The following is an 18,093-nucleotide window of genomic DNA, read 5'->3' as shown; positions in this document are numbered from 1 at the left end:
CTAATGGAAACACAACTAAAAAAATAGGAGAATGTTCATGAAAAAACTAACGAAATTATTTTCCCTCTTGACCGTCTTAGTGACAATCCTAGGTCCATTGGGAAATATTCGCCATCTGGTACATGCTGATGATACACAGCAACCGCAGCAAACGAAAGTTTTTGTTCATAAAATTTTATTGAATAAGGAACAGTTCGCTGATTTTGATCACGAAGCCAAAAAAGATGGCTACAATGGTAATCAGATTGGCACAATTACTGATTATTTTGGTAGTAGTGCGAAAGAAATAGCAGGTGTCAACTTCAAGGTTTGGAAGAAGGTTGACCAAGCTCAAGATAAAGTGACAAAAACTGGTGATCAGTTGGGTATCTCTGGTGATGGTGCTAATGAGAACTACAAATTGATGGATGGAGAGTATGGTACTAATGGTGTAGTTACTGGTGAAAATAATGCTGGTGCAGAATTTACACTTCCAAATGGCACTTATATCTTTGTGGAAGATAAGGCAAACTCACCTTACTACAATAAACAAGAAGGTAATGAATTAACAGAAGCTAAGGCAGTTCCATTCCGTCTTGTCTTACCAGTCACTCTCCCTGATGGAACAGGATATTTTGATAGCACAAATAACCCTCTCCATGTTTATCCAAAGAACACAGAGGATAAGCCGACTGTGAAAAAGACTTTTGGAAATGATAAAACTGATACAAAAAATGTCGAAATTGGCGAAGAAATAGACTATAAAATCACTACAAAAATTCCAAAAGGTTCTTCTTACAAGACAATTGTCTGGGAAGACTTGATGGTTGAAGGGTTGGACTTTGTTGAAGGCTCAATCCAAGTTGCTTCTAAAGAAGTTGTAGCTCTTAATGGAAATGATCACTACACTATTACTCAAGACAAACGTGGCTTTATGGTGAAAATGAAGGAAGTCGGTCTTGCCGCTATTGAAGAGGCTGCTAAAACTCGGGATGTTAACATCACTTTGACCTATAGGGGTGTCCTAAACGACTCAGCCATTGTTGATACTGAAATCCCTAACAAAGTGAAATTCCACTATGGTAACCGCCCACGTACCTTCACTGATTCAGAGCCAAAACCAGTGACACCGAAAGAAGAAGGTGGTCAGCTGAAAATTAAAATCAATAAAGTTTGGGGAGATAAGTCACAAAATAAATCTGCAACATTTGTTGTCTATGAAAAAGAAACTGGTAAAAAGATTGGTGAAGAAATTACAATTCAACCAGGTCAAACAGAAATTGAGTTTACTCATGCTGATTTAAAATCAACAAAAGAATACATAGTTGTCGAAAAGGATATTAACGGCTACCTTCCAACTTATACTGTTGAACAAGGTGTTGATAAAGGTCATATCCTCACCGTAACCAACAACCCATCAGACAACCCACCACCGCTAGTACCAGAACAACCAAAAGTTATCACTCACGGAAAACGTTTCATCAAGACAGATAATCAAGACAACTTTGGTGGTGACAAACTTCTCGGCGCAGAGTTTGTGGTGACGAATGATCAAAATCAATATTTGGCTTTGAAATCAGCAAATACCCAAGCAGATTCATTGACTAAGTACACACAAGCAGAACAAGATTATCTTGCAGCAGTAAAAGCAAATAGTGGTGAAGTTGTTACTAAAAAAGCAGCACGTGATGCAGCCTATGAAGCCTTGAATATGCAGTGGCAGTGGGTAGCAGATGAGTCTCAAGCTTTCAAGTTCATTTCATCTACAGAAGGTAAATTCGAAGTTAAAGGTTTGAAAGCTGGAACCTACTACTTGAAAGAAACCAAGGCTCCAGAAGGCTACGCTTTACCAAGTGATAAGATTCAATTTACAGTGAATAGAGGTAGCTGGGGTTCAGGTGAAGAGGTAAATACTACTAACTTCCAACAAGTGAAAAACAAAAAGATTACCATTCCACAAACTGGTGGCATTGGTACAGTTGTATTTACAGTTGTAGGTTTGAGTACAATGGTATTTGCATTCATCGCTATGAAAAAACGCCAGGCAGAAGACGCCTAGGATAGAGTAGAAAAGGAGGGACAGATGAGACGAATCAGACAGCTAGTATGTTGTTTCATAGCTATTATTTGTGTATTGTCACTGCCCTCGCTTTCACTTCAAGCACAAGACTCCTTTGATGTTCAGGTTCATATTCCTCTTCCAGACGGAATAGATGCCAGTCAAGTGTCGACAGGCTTGGAGGCTTGGTATATTGCTGCAGAAGAGCCAGCCTCTTCTGGACAGTTGGCAGATACTTTATATATAAAAAGTCGGTCCGAGTTAAACCAACTCTACGGAGAGCCGATTTCTTCGCAAGCCCTTACTTCAGAAGGTCAGGCCACTTTTCAGGGTTTGGCTAAAGGGTGGTATTATGTCCGACAAGTAGGAACTCCTACGAGTCTCGAGGTTGTCCCATTCTTGATGAAAGTTGACGGCAGTGTTGCGCAGATTGAGGCAAAAGTCAGAAGACCAAGCAAGGAAACCGGCAGTAAAACCTTTCTGAAGGTTTCAACAAGCACAGCTCCCTTATCAGGGGCAGAGTTTGTAGTCCTTGAGGAAGTGAATGGAGAACTGAAGGAAGTGACTATCGACGGCAATTCTTATCATGTCACTTCAGGCTCAGATGGTCGTTTTCAAGTAGGTTCTCTTCCTTATGGTCGTTATTACCTAAAGGAGGTGCAGGCACCTACAGGATATCTTCTGTCTCACGATACGATACCGTTTGAGATTAGCTCGGATTCGCATGTTTCTGAGATTGTAAAAATCAAGAACAAGCCCATCACACCGCCCGGTATTGAGATTCCATATACAGGGAATGCGGTGGTCATAGCGGTTCTGTCGCTAGGCATTATCCTCTTCTTGCTGGGCTATCGTTTGGTTACTTATACGAAACGATAGTGCCTGACAGACTAAGAACAAAGAAAAAATCTCATTGTCAGGTTGAATCTGTGGCAATGGGATTTTTTCGGTTTAAAGGAGAGGCGTAACCGCCCAATAACAAAGTATCTATCTAATCACTCCCTCCTCCAGTATACTGTTATAAAAAACAAAACTGGAGGATTTATTATGTCACAGCCCATCGTCCCATTGACTGTTCCCCAATCTCGCCGCTTTGAGAAGAAAGGCAGAAACGATATTCTGATGAAAATTCGTCTCGGAAAAGTGGAAGTCACATTCTTTCACTCTATCAACCAAAAAATATTAGAAACAATCTTGGATAAGGTACTGCACTATGACCATCCGACTCAGTGATTTAGGTCAAGTCTACTTGGTTTGCGGTAAAACGGACATGCGTCAAGGGATTGATTCTCTCGCCTACCTTGTCAAAAGTCAATTCAATCTGGATCCCTTTTCAGGTCAGGTCTATCTCTTCTGCGGAGGTCGAAAAGACCGATTCAAAGCTCTTTACTGGGACGGACAAGGATTTTGGTTATTGTATAAACGTTTTGAGAATGGAAAATTGACCTGGCCAAACAATGAAGAAGAGGTCAAGGCTCTAACTTCCGAGCAGGTGGACTGGCTCATGAAAGGATTTTCTATCAATCCAAAAATAAATCTTTCAAAAAGTCGTGATTTCTATTGAAATCATGGCTTTTCTTTGTGTATAATGAGATAAAAAGAAGGAGGTAAGTCCATGGAGTCACAAGATAAAGTGATTGAAAGTCTAACAAAAACCATTGAAATCATGACCAACGAGTTGAGCCTCCTTCGTGAACAGATTGAGTATCTGAGACAGAAACTCTACGGAAAATCATCAGAGAAGGTTGTGTATCAACCCGGTCAGCTGAGCTTGTTTGGGGAGGAAATTCTCCCTGAAGAAGAAGCTGACTTACCCAGTTGAAACAGAAACGATTACCTATAAACGCAAGAAAGCTAAGGGAGTTCGTCAGGCTATTTTCAGCCAATTCACTCCAGAGATAGTGCATCACGAATTGCAAGGCGAAGATTGTACCTGTCCAGACTGTCATGGTCAATTAAAGGAGATTGGTTCAACTGTTCAACGACAAGAGTTGGTCTTCATTCCTGCACAATTAAAGCGGATTGACCATGTTCAACACGCATACAAGTGTCAGGCATGTAGTCAGAAGAATCTGAGCGATAAGATTATCAAGGCTCCCATTCCTAAGGCACCTTTGGCACACAGCTTGGGTTCAGCCTCTATCATTGCCCACACCATTCACCAGAAGTTCAATCTGAAGGTGCCCAATTACCGTCAGGAAGAGGATTGGAACAAGCTCGGTCTGCCCATCAGTCGCAAGGAAATAGCCAATTGGCACATCAAGTCTAGTCAGTATTATTTCGAACCGATTTATAACCTGTTGCACGAGAAATTGTTGGAGCAGCCTATTCTCCATGCGGATGAAACCTCCTACAAGGTCTTAGAAAATGATAGCCAGTTGACCTTCTACTGGACTTTCTTGTCTGGGAAGCATGAGAAAAAGGGCATCACCCTCTATCATCATGACAAACGACGGAGTGGCTTGGTTGTGGAGGAAGTTCTTGGGGACTATGCGGGCTATGTACATTGTGACATGTGGTCAGCCTATCGGCAGTTAGACAAGGCTCAGCTGGTTGGCTGTTGGGCTCATGTCAGAAGAAAATTCTTTGAGGCGACTCCTAAGAAGACAGACAAGACTTCTTTAGGTGCTAAGGGTTTAGCCTATTGCGACCGCCTATTTGCCTTAGAGAATGACTGGGCAGATTTGTCTACTGAGGAACGGCGACATAAACGGCAGACAGAGTTAACTCCCTTGATGGACGAGTTCTTTGATTGGTGTCGCAATCAGGCCGTTTTGCCAGGCTCCAAATTGGGCACTGCAATGGAGTATAGCCTCAAATACGAAACCACCTTCCGAAACGTTCTCTTGGACGGTGACCTAGTCCTATCCAACAATATGGCTGAGAGGGCTATGAAGACCTTGGTGATGGGCAGAAAAAATTGGCTGTTCTCTCAGAGCTTTGAGGGAGCCAAGTCGACAGCTGTCATTTTGAGTCTTTTGGAAACAGCTAAGCGACACGGACTTGATGCAGAGAAATATATGACCTATCTTCTAGAACACTTACCCAACGAAGAGACGCTCGCAAAAAAAGAGGTGCTAGAGGCTTATTTGCCATGGAAGGAAACAATTAAGAGAGCGTGTAAATAGAAAAAGGTTCCAGAGTCGACAGGACTTTGGAACCTTTTCAATATACCTTGTTATTGGGCGGTTACGGAGAGGCGTTGCTCGTACTAGGGTAACCGTAACCGCCCCATAACAAGGTACCTATCCAATCATTCGTAACCGCCCAATAACAAGGTATCTATCTAATCACTCCCTCCTCCAGTATATTGTTAGAAAAACATAACTGGAGGATTTTTTTATGTCACAGCCCATCGTCCCACTGACTATTCCCCAATCTCGCCGCTTTGAGAAGAAAAGCAGAAATGATGCTTATTCGATTTCAAAATCTGAATAAACCCATTTTCTATGTACAATACTTTTTAGAGTTTCACTATCTAACTCTTGAATGATTTCTTGGAGCTTATCAATGACTGACTCCAATGTTTGAAAAGCTCTGTTCTTAAATCCGCGTTTGCGGATTTCTGCCCAAACTTGTTCAATGGGATTCATCTCAGGGGTATATGGTGGTATGAACGCAAATTCAATATTATCAGGAATTTCAAGTGCCTGAGATTTATGCCAAATTGCATTGTCCATGACTAAAATGATGTAGTCATCGGGATAAGCTTTTGATAATTGACGTAAAAATTCATTCATCCAAGCGGTATTACAACCACTAGCTATTATGAAGAAAGATTCCCCTGTGTGTGCATCTGCCGCACCATAGCAGTAACGAAATTCTCGGATATGATGGCTTGAGATATTCGGACGGTAGTTTTTAGGACTCCAACATGCCCCCAGTTTACTAATCCGACCAAACCCTGCTTCATCTTGATATATAAGCCGGGTTTGGTTGTAGGAATTTTGTTCAAGAAACCGCTTGCCTGACTTTTCCTTGTACAAAGATTTTATTTTTAGACGCTAGAATCGTTTCGGCGTCTGCTTTCTTTGGATGTTCTGGACGGGGGCTAATTTTTGTTGCTTACTGCGTAAGCTTTATTTCCCGTCTCAAAGAATCTTTTGATTCTTTGACCCATCCATGACGTTTCAATAGTTGGTAGAAACCATCTTTAGTTGTCGTGCGACCAATTTTATCTTGATAAGCTCTATAGAGGGATTCAACAGTTACAAATTCTCCATTTACAGCAGAAGTTAACTGCTCACTCAAGAAGGCTTGTTCTTCTTCAACTGTCATATAAGAGTGGCGACGACCTCCTCTAGCATCTGATGTAAGACCTGTTAAACCATGTTCTTGATAATTTCTTAGTCAGTCTCCAAATTGTATCGTGTGAGACATTCAGCATGTCCATAATCGCTTTGTAGGGAGTATGGATAGCCCTAAGATATACTGCTTGAATACGTTTGTGATAAGGTGCTAAGTTTTTATCTTTTAGAGCTGTTTTGAGCTCTTTAATCATTTCGTTAGTAAATTCCATGTTTCTATTGTACTTCAGATTTTTAATTTAATTGAGTATAAAAGTAAAGTAAAAAGCTATATAAACATGATGACAGATCGTTTTATAGCTAATAATATAGGGTTCTATTTTTAGAAAAATTCGAAAAAACTTGAAAAATCTGAAAATTTACGCAATTTCCTATTGACAAATAATTTGAAAACAGTTATGATAGTTACAAATAAATGAGAAAGGGAAACAGAGATGTTACAAATGTGTCAAAATCATTCAGCTAATCATACTTATTTCTACGGCTATTTTAGGTAGTGTTTGTAGTCATGGTAAACATGGATGCAAACACGGGAACGTAAAGTTTGTATCTATGTGGCTGTAGCTATTTTGACATGTGCCTCATAGATGATACATCTAAATGGCACGGATAATTCATTCTGTTTTCCTATACAGATGAAATATAAGGACCGTTTAGAGTGTAGTCTAAGCGGTCCTTTCTTGTTTACAATTATATTTATAAAAGGAGAATAATCATGGGATTTAAAAAAATTATACTTAGTTCAGTAGCACTTTTGTCAGCAGTAACGCTTGCTGCATGCAGTTCCAATTCGTCAGATTCAAGTTCAGTCAATGTTGGTATTATTCAATATGCTGAACATGAAGCGTTGACCTCAGCTCGTGAAGGCTTTGTAGAGGCACTCGAAGAAGCAGGCTACAAGGAAGGTGAAAATCTGACGATTGATTTGCAAAATGCCCAAGGTGATCAAGCAAACTTACAGACAATGGTTGAGAAATTGGCAGGGAAAAATGATCTTAACTTTGCCATCGCAACACCGGCAGCCCAAGCCATGCTTAATGCAGATAGTGAAACATCAAGTGTATTCACAGCTGTCACAGATCCAGTTGAAGCAGGTTTGGTTGAATCATTGGAAAAACCAGGTGGGACCATGACGGGATCGACTGATGCAACTGATGTGGAAGGTCAAATCGAGATGTTGCTCAAAGTTGTACCAACTGCGAAGACTGTCGGTATTTTCTACAATTCTAGCGAGGTAAACTCAGAAGTCCAAGCTGAGCAGGCTAAAAAAGCACTCGAAGCAAAAGGTGTAAAAGTAGAAGTGACAACAGTTACGACGACAAACGATGTTCAGCAAGCTATTACTTCACTTGCAGGAAAAGTCGATGCTATCTATCTTCCAACTGATAATACAGTTGCCTCTACAGCTTCAACAATCGGTGATATTTTAAAAGAAGCAAAAGTTCCAGCTATGGGAAGTGACGCGGCAGTTATTGACGCAGCTCTATTTACCTACGGTGTCGACTACCATGCTATCGGTGTTCAATCTGGTGAATTGGCTGTGAAGATTTTGAAGGGTGAAAAGCTTGCTGACTTAGCAGTTGAAAAACCAAATACAGCGGCTATTACCGTCAATGAAGAAATGGCTAAAGCTGTTGGTATTGATGCAGCGACTATAAAAGCATTAGAAGAGTAAAATATTTAGGAGAAGAAACGTTTATGTATTATAAGCTAGTAAAAAAATTGGCAACTATTTCAGTAGCAAGTATGGGTTTGCTAACACTTGCAGCTTGTTCCTCATCATCAGAACAAGCTTCCTCAGATGTGGTAAAAGTTGGAGTTCTCCAATATATGGAGCATGAATCATTGACAGCTGCCCGTGAGGGTTTTGTGGCGGAATTAGAAGCAAATGGTTATAAAGAGGGTGAAAAATTGGTTTTGGATTATCAAAATGCCCAAGGCGATCAAGCTAATCTTCAAACCATTTCAGAACAATTAATCGATGGAAATGATATTGTCTTGGCAATCGCTACGCCGTCTGCCCAGAGTTTAGCGACTGTGTCTACTGAAACGCCGATTGTCTTTACTGCGGTTACAGATCCCTTGTCAGCTGACTTGGTAGAATCCATTGAAAAACCAGGTGGACTTTTGACAGGTACTTCTGATCAAGCTCCAATTGACAAACAGGTTGAATTGCTAGGTCAAGCTGTTCCAGATGCTAAGACAGTTGGTATTTTGTACACTACTAGCGAACGTAATTCAGAAGTCCAGGTAGAGCAAGCTAAGGAATTGCTGGAAAAAGCAGGTTATAAGGTAGTAGTAAAAGGAATCACATCTTCAAATGAAGTCCAAGATGCGACAACTAGCTTGATGAAGGATGTAGATGCTCTCTTTATTCCAACAGACAATACTGTCGCTTCAACCATGACCATGATCGGTGAATTATCTGTGGAGCATAAGGTTCCAGTAATCGGTGGTTCAACGGACATGGTGGATGAAGGAGGGCTTTTGACTTACGGTACCAACTATGTAGCTTTAGGTCGTCAAACTGCAAAAATGGCTATTAAGATTATCGAAGGAGCCAATGTGTCAGAAACAGCAGTAGAATACCCAGAGACCGTCAGTCTTCACGTTAATGAAGAAATGGCTCAGAAATTAGGTATCGATACTTCTAAGCTTGCTGTATCGGAATAAGATTGGTAAGATAGAACCTAGTATTGACTACGAATTTAGAAAAAGGAGAAAATCGTGGATATTATTTTATCAAGTATCTCGCAAGGCTTGCTTTGGTCAGTTATGGCGATTGGTGTTTACTTGACGTTTCGTATTTTAGATATTGCTGATATGACAGCTGAGGGGTCTTATCCGCTTGGAGCTGCTGTTTGTGCGACAGGGATTGTGAACGGAGTGAGTCCCTTGCTGGCAACCTTTATGGCTATGGTAGTTGGTATGGGTGCAGGCTTGATTTCTGGGTTACTTCATACAAAACTAAAAATTCCAGCCCTTTTGACTGGTATTGTAACCTTGACAGGTCTCTACTCTATCAACTTGAAAATATTAGGCAAAGCCAATGTGGCTCTACTTAAGCAAGAAACTCTAGTGACCCAATTGCAGGATTTCGGTTTGACAAAAACAAATGCCGTTTTGGTGATTGGTCTGGTCTTTGTGCTAGCAGTTATAAGCTTATTGACGCTCTTGCTCAATACACAAATTGGTCTAGCTATTCGTTCAACAGGGGATAATATTCCAATGAGTGAGTCCAATGGTATCAATGTAGATAATATGAAAATCTACGGCTATATGTTGTCGAATGGTCTAATTGCCCTTTGTGGTGCTCTTCTTACTCAGAATAATGGCTATGCAGATCTCAATTCAGGTACTGGTACCATTGTTATCGGTTTGGCATCTGTCATTATTGCAGAAGTTATCTTGCGTAACTTACGCTTGGGTTGGAGACTCCTATCGGTTGTTCTCGGTGCAGTTGTTTACCGTTTGATTATCTTAGCGATTTTGGAAATTCCAGGTATGGATGCAGACCTTGTTAAACTCTTCTCAGCTATCCTTCTGGCAACCGTTCTCTATGTGCCAGAATTGCAGAAGAAATTGAATATTCGTCGTCCAAAATTGAATGGAAATGCTTAGGAGGAAGTCATGTCTACAATTTTATCAATTCAAAATATTCATAAAACCTTCGAAGCTGGAACAGTTAATGAGAACCATGTCCTTCGTGGGTTGAACCTAGATGTGAAAGAAGGGGATTTTATCTCTATCATCGGTGGTAATGGTGCTGGTAAATCAACTTTCATGAACTCACTTGCAGGTGCCTTGACGGTTGATTCGGGCGATATTTTGCTTGAAGGTAAATCCATTAAGCATGTCTCAGCTGCCAAACGTTCTAAGGACATCAGCCGTGTTTTCCAAGATCCTAAGATGGGAACAGCTTCCCGCTTGACCATTGAAGAAAATATGGCTATTGCCTATCGTCGTGGATTGTCGCGCGGTCTTGGTTGGGGTGTGAAGGATAGTGAACGTGCTATTTTTAAGGAAGCCTTGAAAGAGCTTGGTCTGGGATTAGAAAACCGTATGAAGGTGGACACGCAATTTCTTTCAGGTGGTCAACGTCAGGCTCTGACCTTGATGATGGCTTCGCTGGTTAAACCAAAAGTTCTGCTCCTGGACGAACACACTGCGGCCCTTGATCCAAAAACCAGCGATATGGTTATGGAATTGACCAAGAAAATCGTGGAAAGTCACCGGTTGACAGCTCTGATGATTACGCATAATATGGAAAACGCCATTGAATATGGTAATCGTTTGGTCATGTTGCACCGTGGTCAGATTGTTGTTGATGTAGAAGGAGAAGAGAAGAAGAACTTGACTGTTCAAAACTTGATGGACCTTTTCTACAAAAACAGCGGTGAGAAACTAACTGACGATGAGATGATTTTATAGACAATATGTAAAGACCCCCAGTTGAGAATTCGTGGATTTACCTGTACACTAGAATAAAAAAAACAATCAACTTCTAACAGGAATTACCACACTCAATTGGAGGTCTTATATGTTTCATTTTACCACACTTTTCATCGGAATGGATGTTCACAAAGAAAGTTTTTCACTCTGCTATTATGATATGATGGCGAATCAATTCAAACATAGCACTAAAGTTGGTCCAAATGTTAGCTATATTGTGAACTATGTGAATGAGCTTCGTCGTTTATATGGTCAAGATGCAGAAGTGTTATGTGGCTACGAAGCCGGATGTCTTGGATTTACCCTATATCACCAGCTACAAGCTCACGGGATTCCCTGTATCGTGATGGCGCCTACAACGGTGATGAAGGAAGGATCTAAGCGTGTTAAGACTGATAAAAAAGATGCAGCTCAGCTCGCAAAAGCTCTGGCCTTTCGTAGCTATCGGCCTGTTCATATTCCTACTGTTGAGGATGAACAAGTCAAAGAATATATCCGCATGAGAACAGACCACAAAGTGGCTCTGAAGAAAATCAAACAACAAATTCTTGCCTTCTGTCTCCGACATGATTTTCGCTATACCGAGGGAAGCAGTAATTGGACACAGAAACATGTTCGCTGGCTCCGTTCCCTAAAACCTGAGGGACTTTACGCAGAGATTTTGACAGAATATCTATTGACCTATGAGAAATTAGTAGATCAAATAGAACGGTATGATGCACGAATTGAGCAACTGGGTCAAAGCGACAGTTACCAAGAGAAGGTCTCACGGCTTTCTTGCTTTATTGGCATTAAAACACTAACTGCTCTTTCCATTGTGACAGAAATCGGTGATTTTAATCGCTTTGCGACAGCTCAACATTTTGCTTCTTATCTTGGGCTAACTCCTAGCGAAAATTCTAGCGGCGACAAGGAGAGAAGAGGTGCTATCACCAAAGCTGGGAATAGCCATGTGAGACGACTTCTGATAGAAGCTGCACAATCATTGGCTAAGGGGACGATTGGGTATAAATCCAAAGAATTGAAACGGAGACAAAGTGGAAACCGAGTGGAGGTGATTGCTTATGCGGATAAGGCTAATGAACGCTTAAGAAGACGTTATCGCACACTTGTTCTAGGAAAAAATAAGAAACAAAATGTTGCTAAAACAGCTATTGCACGAGAATTGTCTGGTTTTATTTGGGGGATGATGACAGGAAGAATAGCTTGAAGTTAGCGCTTGTTTTCATGTACACTTTTGACCATTAAGTTTTATCATCGCAGAGCGATGAGGAATCCCTATTTCTATCCAAAATCACTGGGTGAATTTGGACAGAAATAAGGATTGAAATCATGTTTGAATGGAAAGTATCTTGAAGGAGTTTAGGACTTCAAGGTTTGAGTCATCTACGAAACGACTAAGTGGCACAATTGTGATCCACGCTTATAGAGAGTAGGACTCGCGGCAGAACCATTGACCTGTAGGTAACCAATCCACGAATATCAGAGTGGCCAATGCCCGAAGCTAAGAACTAGGCTCTTTCTAGATACTTTTCATTTTTTAATCAGTTCGATTGTTTTTACTTGACAAAGGGCTTTACATATCAGTCGTTCAGTTTATCTTTTATTACGTCGTTAACTCGTTTTGCCGTACTCCAGTACTGTCTTCAACTCGTTGCCTAGTACTAAAAGCAAACTGAAAGACTATACAAAAAATAAGACTACTGATTTATTCAAGTCAGTAGTCTTTTTCTTATACTTGTAGAAACTCCAGCATTTCTTCCATTGGGATTTGATGGATGGCTGCCTGTCCCAATTGAGGAACGATGACAAGTTTGATGGTCTTGCCACGTGCTTTTTTATCGTGAGTTAGGGCGGCGTATAATTCATCTACATTCCAAGGCTGGTGTGTAGTCGGCAAGCCGAATTTTTCACACATGGCGATAATCTTTTCTGTCATACCAGCTGGCATCAGTCCTTTTTTCTCAGCTGCGCGTGAGATTTGTACCATACCGATGGCAACAGCTTCACCGTGCATGACTTGGCCGTAGCCAGCGGTCGCTTCAATAGCATGTCCAATCGTGTGACCGAAGTTGAGGTAGAGTCTGACACCGTTGTCTAATTCATCTTCGACAACAACCTTGCGTTTGACTTCACAGGAGTGGTAGATAATATAGTCAGCATGTTCCAGAATGCTCTCGACAGAGCCGTCTAATTGGTCTAGGGTTTCCCAGAGCTTCACATCATCTATTAAGCCATATTTGACAACCTCGCCCATTCCTTCAATCAATTCTCGTTTGCCGAGTGTTTTTAGGGTATCAGGGTCAATGAGAACGCCGTCAGGCTGGCAGAAGGTCCCCACCATATTTTTGGCAAATGGGGTGTTCACGCCAGTTTTTCCCCCGATAGAGGAATCAACCTGAGCAGTCAAGCTGGTTGGAATTTGTAGAAAATGGATACCTCGCATATAGGTAGAGGCAACAAAGCCAGCTAAATCGCCAACGACTCCCCCGCCGAGAGCAATGATTCCATCACTTCGTGTCATACCATTTTTTACGAGAAATTCGTAGGCCTGATTGACGGTATCAAGATTTTTTGAAGCTTCGCCTTCTGGAAATGCAAAGACAATGGTTTCAAAACCAGCTTGTTCTAAGCTTGACTGAACTGTTTCACGGTAGAGTGAGCCAACGTGGTCATCTGTAATAATGGCGATTTTCTGAGGTTTCCAAAGTTCTTTGACCCATGTACCTGTCTGTGCTAAACTTCCTCTTTGGATAAGGATGTCGTAGGGAGTGTTGGGAAGATTGACGGTCAGTTTCATCAGATTTCCTCTCTATTTGATGTCGTATTTCTGGACTAATTGGTCCCAAATCAAGTCAGTCGGCATTTCCTTACCAGTCCAGGCTTGGAATGCTTCAGCCGCTTGGAAAAGGAGCATGCCCAAACCGTTAATAGTAGGGTTGCCTTGTGATTGGGCTAGTTTTAATAAAGGTGTTTCGAATGGTTGATAAATCACATCTGCAACCAAAAGATTTTCGGGAAAGCGAATGGTAGAAGGAACAGGTTGAGAATACCCATCCATGCCTACACTGGTTCCGTTGACTAGTAAGTCGGAGTTGGTGATATGTTCCTGTAGTAATTGGCTATCATCAAGCGCTAGGACCTTCACGGGAACTCCAGTTGCTTGAGCAATAGGTGTAAGACTCGCCTGTGTTCTTTCCAAGCTTTGTTGACGGCAGAAAATAGTAATTTCCTTTGCACCATCCAATGTAGCCTGAGCTATGATAGCAGTAGAAGCACCACCACCACCTAGAATGGTCAGTCGCTTGTTCTTAACTTGAAAGCCTTTTAGTCTTTCCAAACTCTTGAAAAATCCAATTCCATCGGTGTTGTGACCGATTAGTTTTCCATCTTTATGAATGACGGTATTGACAGCGCCAATTAAGCGAGCAGAGTCAGTCAGGCTATCGAGATAAGGGATGACAGCCTGCTTATAGGGCATGGACAGGTTGATACCAAACATATCATATCGTTTGATATTTTCAAGCGTTACAGCCAAATCTTCCTCGGGAATTTCCCAAGCGACATAGACACCATTTACACCTGTTTCCTTAAAAGCCAGATTATGAATGAAGGGGGAGATGGAGTGTTTGATTGGCTTTGCAACAACGGCAGCAAGACGAGTGTAACCATCAATGTTCATAGCTTACCTCCAAATTATTTATCGTATAAAAAATTAAGGAAAGAATTAGACGGTTTGATGAATTTCACGAATCAGAGCTTCCGTTTTTTCCCAACCTAAGCAAGGGTCGGTAATGGATTTGCCGAATACCTCAGGGCTATCTTGACGGCCGTCTTCTAAGTAGGATTCAATCATGAAACCACGAACGTACTTGCGAATGGATTCGTTCCAATCACGGTTGATGAGGGTTTGACGGACGATACGGATTTGTTCCAGGTAATTTTTACCAGAATTGTCGTGGTTGGTATCAATTACGATAAATGGATTTTTAAGACCAAATTGTTCATACTGTTTGATGGTTTTCAAGAGAATATCATAGTAGTAGTTTGGCTCATAACCGCCCTTTTCAGTATTGGCACCACGAAGGATAGCATGAGCTAGAGGGTTGCCATCTGTATCAACTTCTGCATCACGGTAAATAAAGTTCTGTTTGTTTTGTGCGGCGTAGATACCATTGAACATAACGGTCAAATTACCAGAAGTTGGGTTTTTCATACCAGTTGGCATATCGATACCTGATGCAACAAATCTGTGTTCTTGGTCTTCAACCGAACGTGCTCCGATAGCATGGTAGGACACCAAGTCTTCCACAAGAGGGTAGTTGGCAGAGTAGAGCATTTCATCAGCAGTTGTGAGTCCGGTCTCAGTAATGACACGGTAATGCAAATTACGAACGGCAGCGATACCGTTAATGAGGTCTGGTAATTTAGAAGTATCTGGCTGATGAACCAGTCCTTTATAGCCTTCCCCATTGGTACGTGGCTTAGCTGTGTAAACCCGCATGACCATGAAGATTTTATCTTTGACTTCCTCTTGAAGCTTAGAGAGACGACGTGCATATTCTAGAACGGCCTCTTCATTATCTGATGAGCAAGGGCCTATAACCAAGAGCAGACGGTCATCTTCGCCTCGGATAATTCTTTTCAGTTCTTCATCGCGCTGATTTTTTGCAGCTAGAAATTCTCCTTCTAACTTGGAAAGTTCCTTTACTTTGTCGATGTCTAAACTGGTGCTACGTTTGTGAATTCCCATAATATCTTCCTATCTGTTGTAAATTTCTCGGATGAGTTCTTGTGTTTTTTCCCAGCCTAAGCAAGGGTCTGTGATGGATTTTCCATAGACATCTGGATTGTCTTGGCGACCGTCTTCAATGTAGGATTCAATCATGAATCCGCGAACGTAGTTACGAATGGCTTCGTTCCAGTCACGGTTGATTAAGGTTTGACGGACGATACGGATTTGTTCCAAATAATTTTTCCCAGAATTGTCATGGTTGGTATCGATGATGATGAATGGATTTTTCAAACCAAATTGATCATAGAGGTCAATGGTTTCTAGAAGATTGTCATAGTAATAGTTTGGTAGGTATTTACCATTTTCATTGACTGCGCCACGAAGAATAACGTGAGCAAGTGGGTTGCCAGATGTTTCAACTTCAGTATTGTTGAAGAGGAAGGATTGCTTCTTCTGAGCAGCAAAAAGACCGTTGAACATGACTTTGAGGTTGCCAGATGTTGGATTTTTCAAGCCTGTTGGAACATCGATGCCTGACGCTACAAAACGGTGCTGCTGATTTTCAACCGAACGAGCTCCGATAGCGATGTAGGAAACCAAGTCATCAACCAAAGGCAGATTTTCAGGGTAGAGCATCTCGTCAGCAGTAGTTAAACCTGTTTCCGTAATGACACGATAGTGGAGGTTACGAACAGCTTTGATTCCGTTGATGAGGCTTGGTGCAGCATCTGTATCTGGTTGGTGCATGAGTCCTTTATAACCATCACCATTGGTACGTGGCTTGGCAGTATAGACGCGCATGACCATGAAAATTTTATCTTTGACCTCTTCTTGAAGCTTGGCCAAGCGGTGTGCGTAGTCCAAAACGGCCTCTTCATTGTCTGATGAACATGGTCCGATAACCAAGAGAAGACGGTCATCTTCTCCCTTTAAAATAGCCTCAAGTTCACGGTCACGAGCTTGTTTTTTAGTAAGTGTTTCTGGAGAAAGTTTTGAATGTTCTCGTACTTGATTGATATCAATTTTTTCGCTGATTGGTGTAAACAATAGGTCTTCCTCTTTCATTTATAGATTTCTCAATTATACCATTATTTTTAAGAATTTAAAACCAATATTCATGATTTTGTGTAAAAATTACAGTAAATTCTGAAAATTCTTTCTTTAATTTCTGTAGATTTTGAGTATCGCTTTTATTTAGATATAATTTTCCAAAAAAAATCTGAAAATATTCAATAAATATGATAGAATAGGTCTAACACTATTTCGAGGTATGAGTTATGAAATTAAGAACAAATGTAGAAAAATTACAAGGAAAAATTCGTGTCCCAGGTGATAAATCAATCAGTCATCGTTCTATTATTTTTGGTTCCCTTGCAAAAGGTGTTACTCGTGTCCACGATATTTTACGTGGGGAAGATGTCTTGTCAACCATGCAGGTCTTTCGTGATTTGGGTGTAAAAATTGAAGACAATGGTGATATTGTTGAAGTACACGGTGTTGGCTTTGATGGTCTTCAAGCACCAAAAAATGATTTGGATATGGGAAATTCTGGAACCTCGATTCGTTTGATTTCAGGCGTTTTGGCAGGTCAAGACTTTGAGGCGACTATGTTTGGTGATGATTCCTTATCCAAACGTCCCATGGACCGAGTGACTATTCCACTCAGTCAAATGGGAGTAGAGATTTCTGGACAAACTGAACGTGACCTACCTCCGTTGACCATCAAAGGGAATAAGAATTTAAAACCAATTCGCTACCAACTTCCTGTAGCTTCTGCCCAAGTAAAATCAGCTCTGATTTTTGCTGCCCTGCAGGCTGAGGGAGAGTCGGTCATCGTAGAAAAAGAGTTGACTCGAAACCATACAGAAGATATGATTGTCCAGTTTGGTGGACAGTTAGAAGTCAATGGCAAGGAAATCCGCATCCAAGGTGGTCAGGAGTTTATTGCCCAAGAGATTACAGTTCCAGGAGATATTTCAAGTGCTGCTTTTTGGTTGGTTGCTGGCTTAATCGTACCAGGTTCAAAAATTGTCCTTGAAAATGTAGGAATCAATGAAACTCGGACTGGTATTCTAGATGTCATTAAAGCTATGGGCGGAAAAATGACCCTTTCTAACATAGATGAACTTGCAAAATCTGCTACCATTACAGTTGAAACGTCGGAATTGAAGGCTACGGAGATTGCAGGCGAATTGATTCCTCGTTTGATTGATGAGTTGCCAATTATTACCTTACTAGCGACTCAAGCACATGGAACAACGATTATTCGTGATGCTGAGGAGTTGAAAGTCAAAGAAACGGATCGTATTCAGGTTGTTGCAGATGCTCTAAATAGTATGGGAGCAACTATTGAACCAACAGAAGATGGTATGATTATTCACGGACCAACTGCTTTACATGGTGCTGAAATCAATACATTTGGTGACCACCGTATCGGTATGATGACTGCCATTGCCGCCTTGTTGGCCAAAGATGGAGAAGTTGTATTGGAAAGAGCAGAAGCTATCAATACTAGCTATCCTGCCTTCTTTGAACACTTAAATAGTTTGATGGATTAGGAG

At 41.2% G+C, this 18,093-nt stretch carries 16 protein-coding genes and 1 pseudogene; 12 read left to right on the top strand and 5 right to left on the bottom strand.

What is annotated here, in order from left to right; translation table 11 throughout:
* Positions 1-31 precede the first annotated feature (31 nt).
* From CWM22_07690 to CWM22_07665, 6 genes are all read left to right on the top strand, one after another.
* Complete coding sequence (locus CWM22_07690) at positions 32-2,038, top strand: hypothetical protein (GenBank protein ID AUC91780.1); 2,007 nt, start codon at positions 32-34, stop codon at positions 2,036-2,038.
* 24 nt (positions 2,039-2,062) lie between these two features.
* Positions 2,063-2,917, top strand: a complete 855-nt coding sequence (locus CWM22_07685; GenBank protein ID AUC91779.1) for a hypothetical protein — start codon at positions 2,063-2,065, stop codon at positions 2,915-2,917.
* A 168-nt stretch (positions 2,918-3,085) separates the two neighbouring features.
* Positions 3,086-3,271 carry a hypothetical protein gene (locus CWM22_07680; protein AUC91778.1) on the top strand — a complete coding sequence of 62 codons (186 nt, stop codon included), beginning with the start codon at positions 3,086-3,088 and terminating at the stop codon, positions 3,269-3,271.
* Positions 3,252-3,602 (top strand): IS66 family insertion sequence hypothetical protein, encoded by a 351-nt coding sequence (locus CWM22_07675; protein ID AUC91777.1) that lies wholly within the window; start codon positions 3,252-3,254, stop codon positions 3,600-3,602. Before CWM22_07680 ends, CWM22_07675 begins: the two co-directional genes overlap by 20 nt.
* 51 nt (positions 3,603-3,653) lie before the next feature.
* Positions 3,654-3,860: a transposase gene (locus CWM22_07670; protein AUC91776.1), complete on the top strand. Its 207-nt coding sequence runs from the start codon at positions 3,654-3,656 to the stop codon at positions 3,858-3,860.
* Complete coding sequence (locus CWM22_07665) at positions 3,814-5,166, top strand: transposase (protein AUC91775.1); 1,353 nt, start codon at positions 3,814-3,816, stop codon at positions 5,164-5,166. The genes CWM22_07670 and CWM22_07665 overlap by 47 nt, the downstream gene beginning before the upstream one ends.
* Positions 5,167-5,451: 285 nt before the next feature.
* Here CWM22_07665 and CWM22_07660 read toward each other — a convergent pair.
* Positions 5,452-6,557 (bottom strand): annotated as a pseudogene (locus CWM22_07660) (IS630 family transposase).
* A gap of 503 nt (positions 6,558-7,060) precedes the next feature.
* On the opposite strand from CWM22_07660, the gene CWM22_07655 reads away from it, so the two are divergent.
* The 5 genes from CWM22_07655 (at position 7,061) to CWM22_07635 (ending at position 12,007) form a co-directional block, all read left to right on the top strand.
* On the top strand, positions 7,061-8,020 hold the full coding sequence (locus tag CWM22_07655; protein AUC91774.1) for an ABC transporter substrate-binding protein: 960 nt from the start codon (positions 7,061-7,063) through the stop codon (positions 8,018-8,020).
* 23 nt (positions 8,021-8,043) lie between these two features.
* The gene (locus CWM22_07650; protein ID AUC91773.1) at positions 8,044-9,018 is read left to right on the top strand and encodes an ABC transporter substrate-binding protein; all 975 of its coding nucleotides are present in this window, start codon (positions 8,044-8,046) and stop codon (positions 9,016-9,018) included.
* 54 nt (positions 9,019-9,072) lie between these two features.
* Entirely contained in the window at positions 9,073-9,966 is an 894-nt protein-coding gene (locus CWM22_07645) for an ABC transporter permease (protein AUC91772.1), read from the top strand.
* 9 nt (positions 9,967-9,975) lie between these two features.
* Positions 9,976-10,776: an ABC transporter ATP-binding protein gene (locus tag CWM22_07640; protein AUC91771.1), complete on the top strand. Its 801-nt coding sequence runs from the start codon at positions 9,976-9,978 to the stop codon at positions 10,774-10,776.
* Positions 10,777-10,885: 109 nt separating this feature from the next.
* On the top strand, positions 10,886-12,007 hold the full coding sequence (locus CWM22_07635; GenBank protein ID AUC91770.1) for an IS110 family transposase: 1,122 nt from the start codon (positions 10,886-10,888) through the stop codon (positions 12,005-12,007).
* 522 nt (positions 12,008-12,529) lie between these two features.
* On the opposite strand, the gene CWM22_07630 is transcribed toward CWM22_07635, so the two are convergent.
* From CWM22_07630 to CWM22_07615, 4 genes are read right to left on the bottom strand one after another with little or no spacing between them, the layout of a single operon-like run.
* The gene (locus CWM22_07630) at positions 12,530-13,597 is read right to left on the bottom strand and encodes a 3-dehydroquinate synthase (protein ID AUC91769.1); all 1,068 of its coding nucleotides are present in this window, start codon (positions 13,595-13,597) and stop codon (positions 12,530-12,532) included.
* 12 nt (positions 13,598-13,609) lie between these two features.
* On the bottom strand, positions 13,610-14,479 hold the full coding sequence (locus CWM22_07625) for a shikimate dehydrogenase (GenBank protein AUC91768.1): 870 nt from the start codon (positions 14,477-14,479) through the stop codon (positions 13,610-13,612).
* 45 nt (positions 14,480-14,524) lie between these two features.
* Complete coding sequence (locus tag CWM22_07620; GenBank protein ID AUC91767.1) at positions 14,525-15,550, bottom strand: 3-deoxy-7-phosphoheptulonate synthase; 1,026 nt, start codon at positions 15,548-15,550, stop codon at positions 14,525-14,527.
* Positions 15,551-15,559: 9 nt separating this feature from the next.
* A complete protein-coding gene (locus CWM22_07615; protein AUC91766.1) occupies positions 15,560-16,597 on the bottom strand; it encodes a 3-deoxy-7-phosphoheptulonate synthase in 1,038 nt (345 codons plus the stop codon).
* Between the two features lie 212 nt (positions 16,598-16,809).
* On the opposite strand from CWM22_07615, the gene aroA reads away from it, so the two are divergent.
* The gene (gene aroA / locus CWM22_07610; GenBank protein AUC91765.1) at positions 16,810-18,090 is read left to right on the top strand and encodes a 3-phosphoshikimate 1-carboxyvinyltransferase; all 1,281 of its coding nucleotides are present in this window, start codon (positions 16,810-16,812) and stop codon (positions 18,088-18,090) included.
* Positions 18,091-18,093: the final 3 nt, after the last annotated feature.

The sequence above is a fragment of the Streptococcus suis genome (assembly GCA_002831545.1).
Classification (GTDB): Bacteria; Bacillota; Bacilli; order Lactobacillales; family Streptococcaceae; genus Streptococcus; species Streptococcus suis_P.
This window is presented reverse-complemented; position numbering and strand designations above follow the sequence as displayed.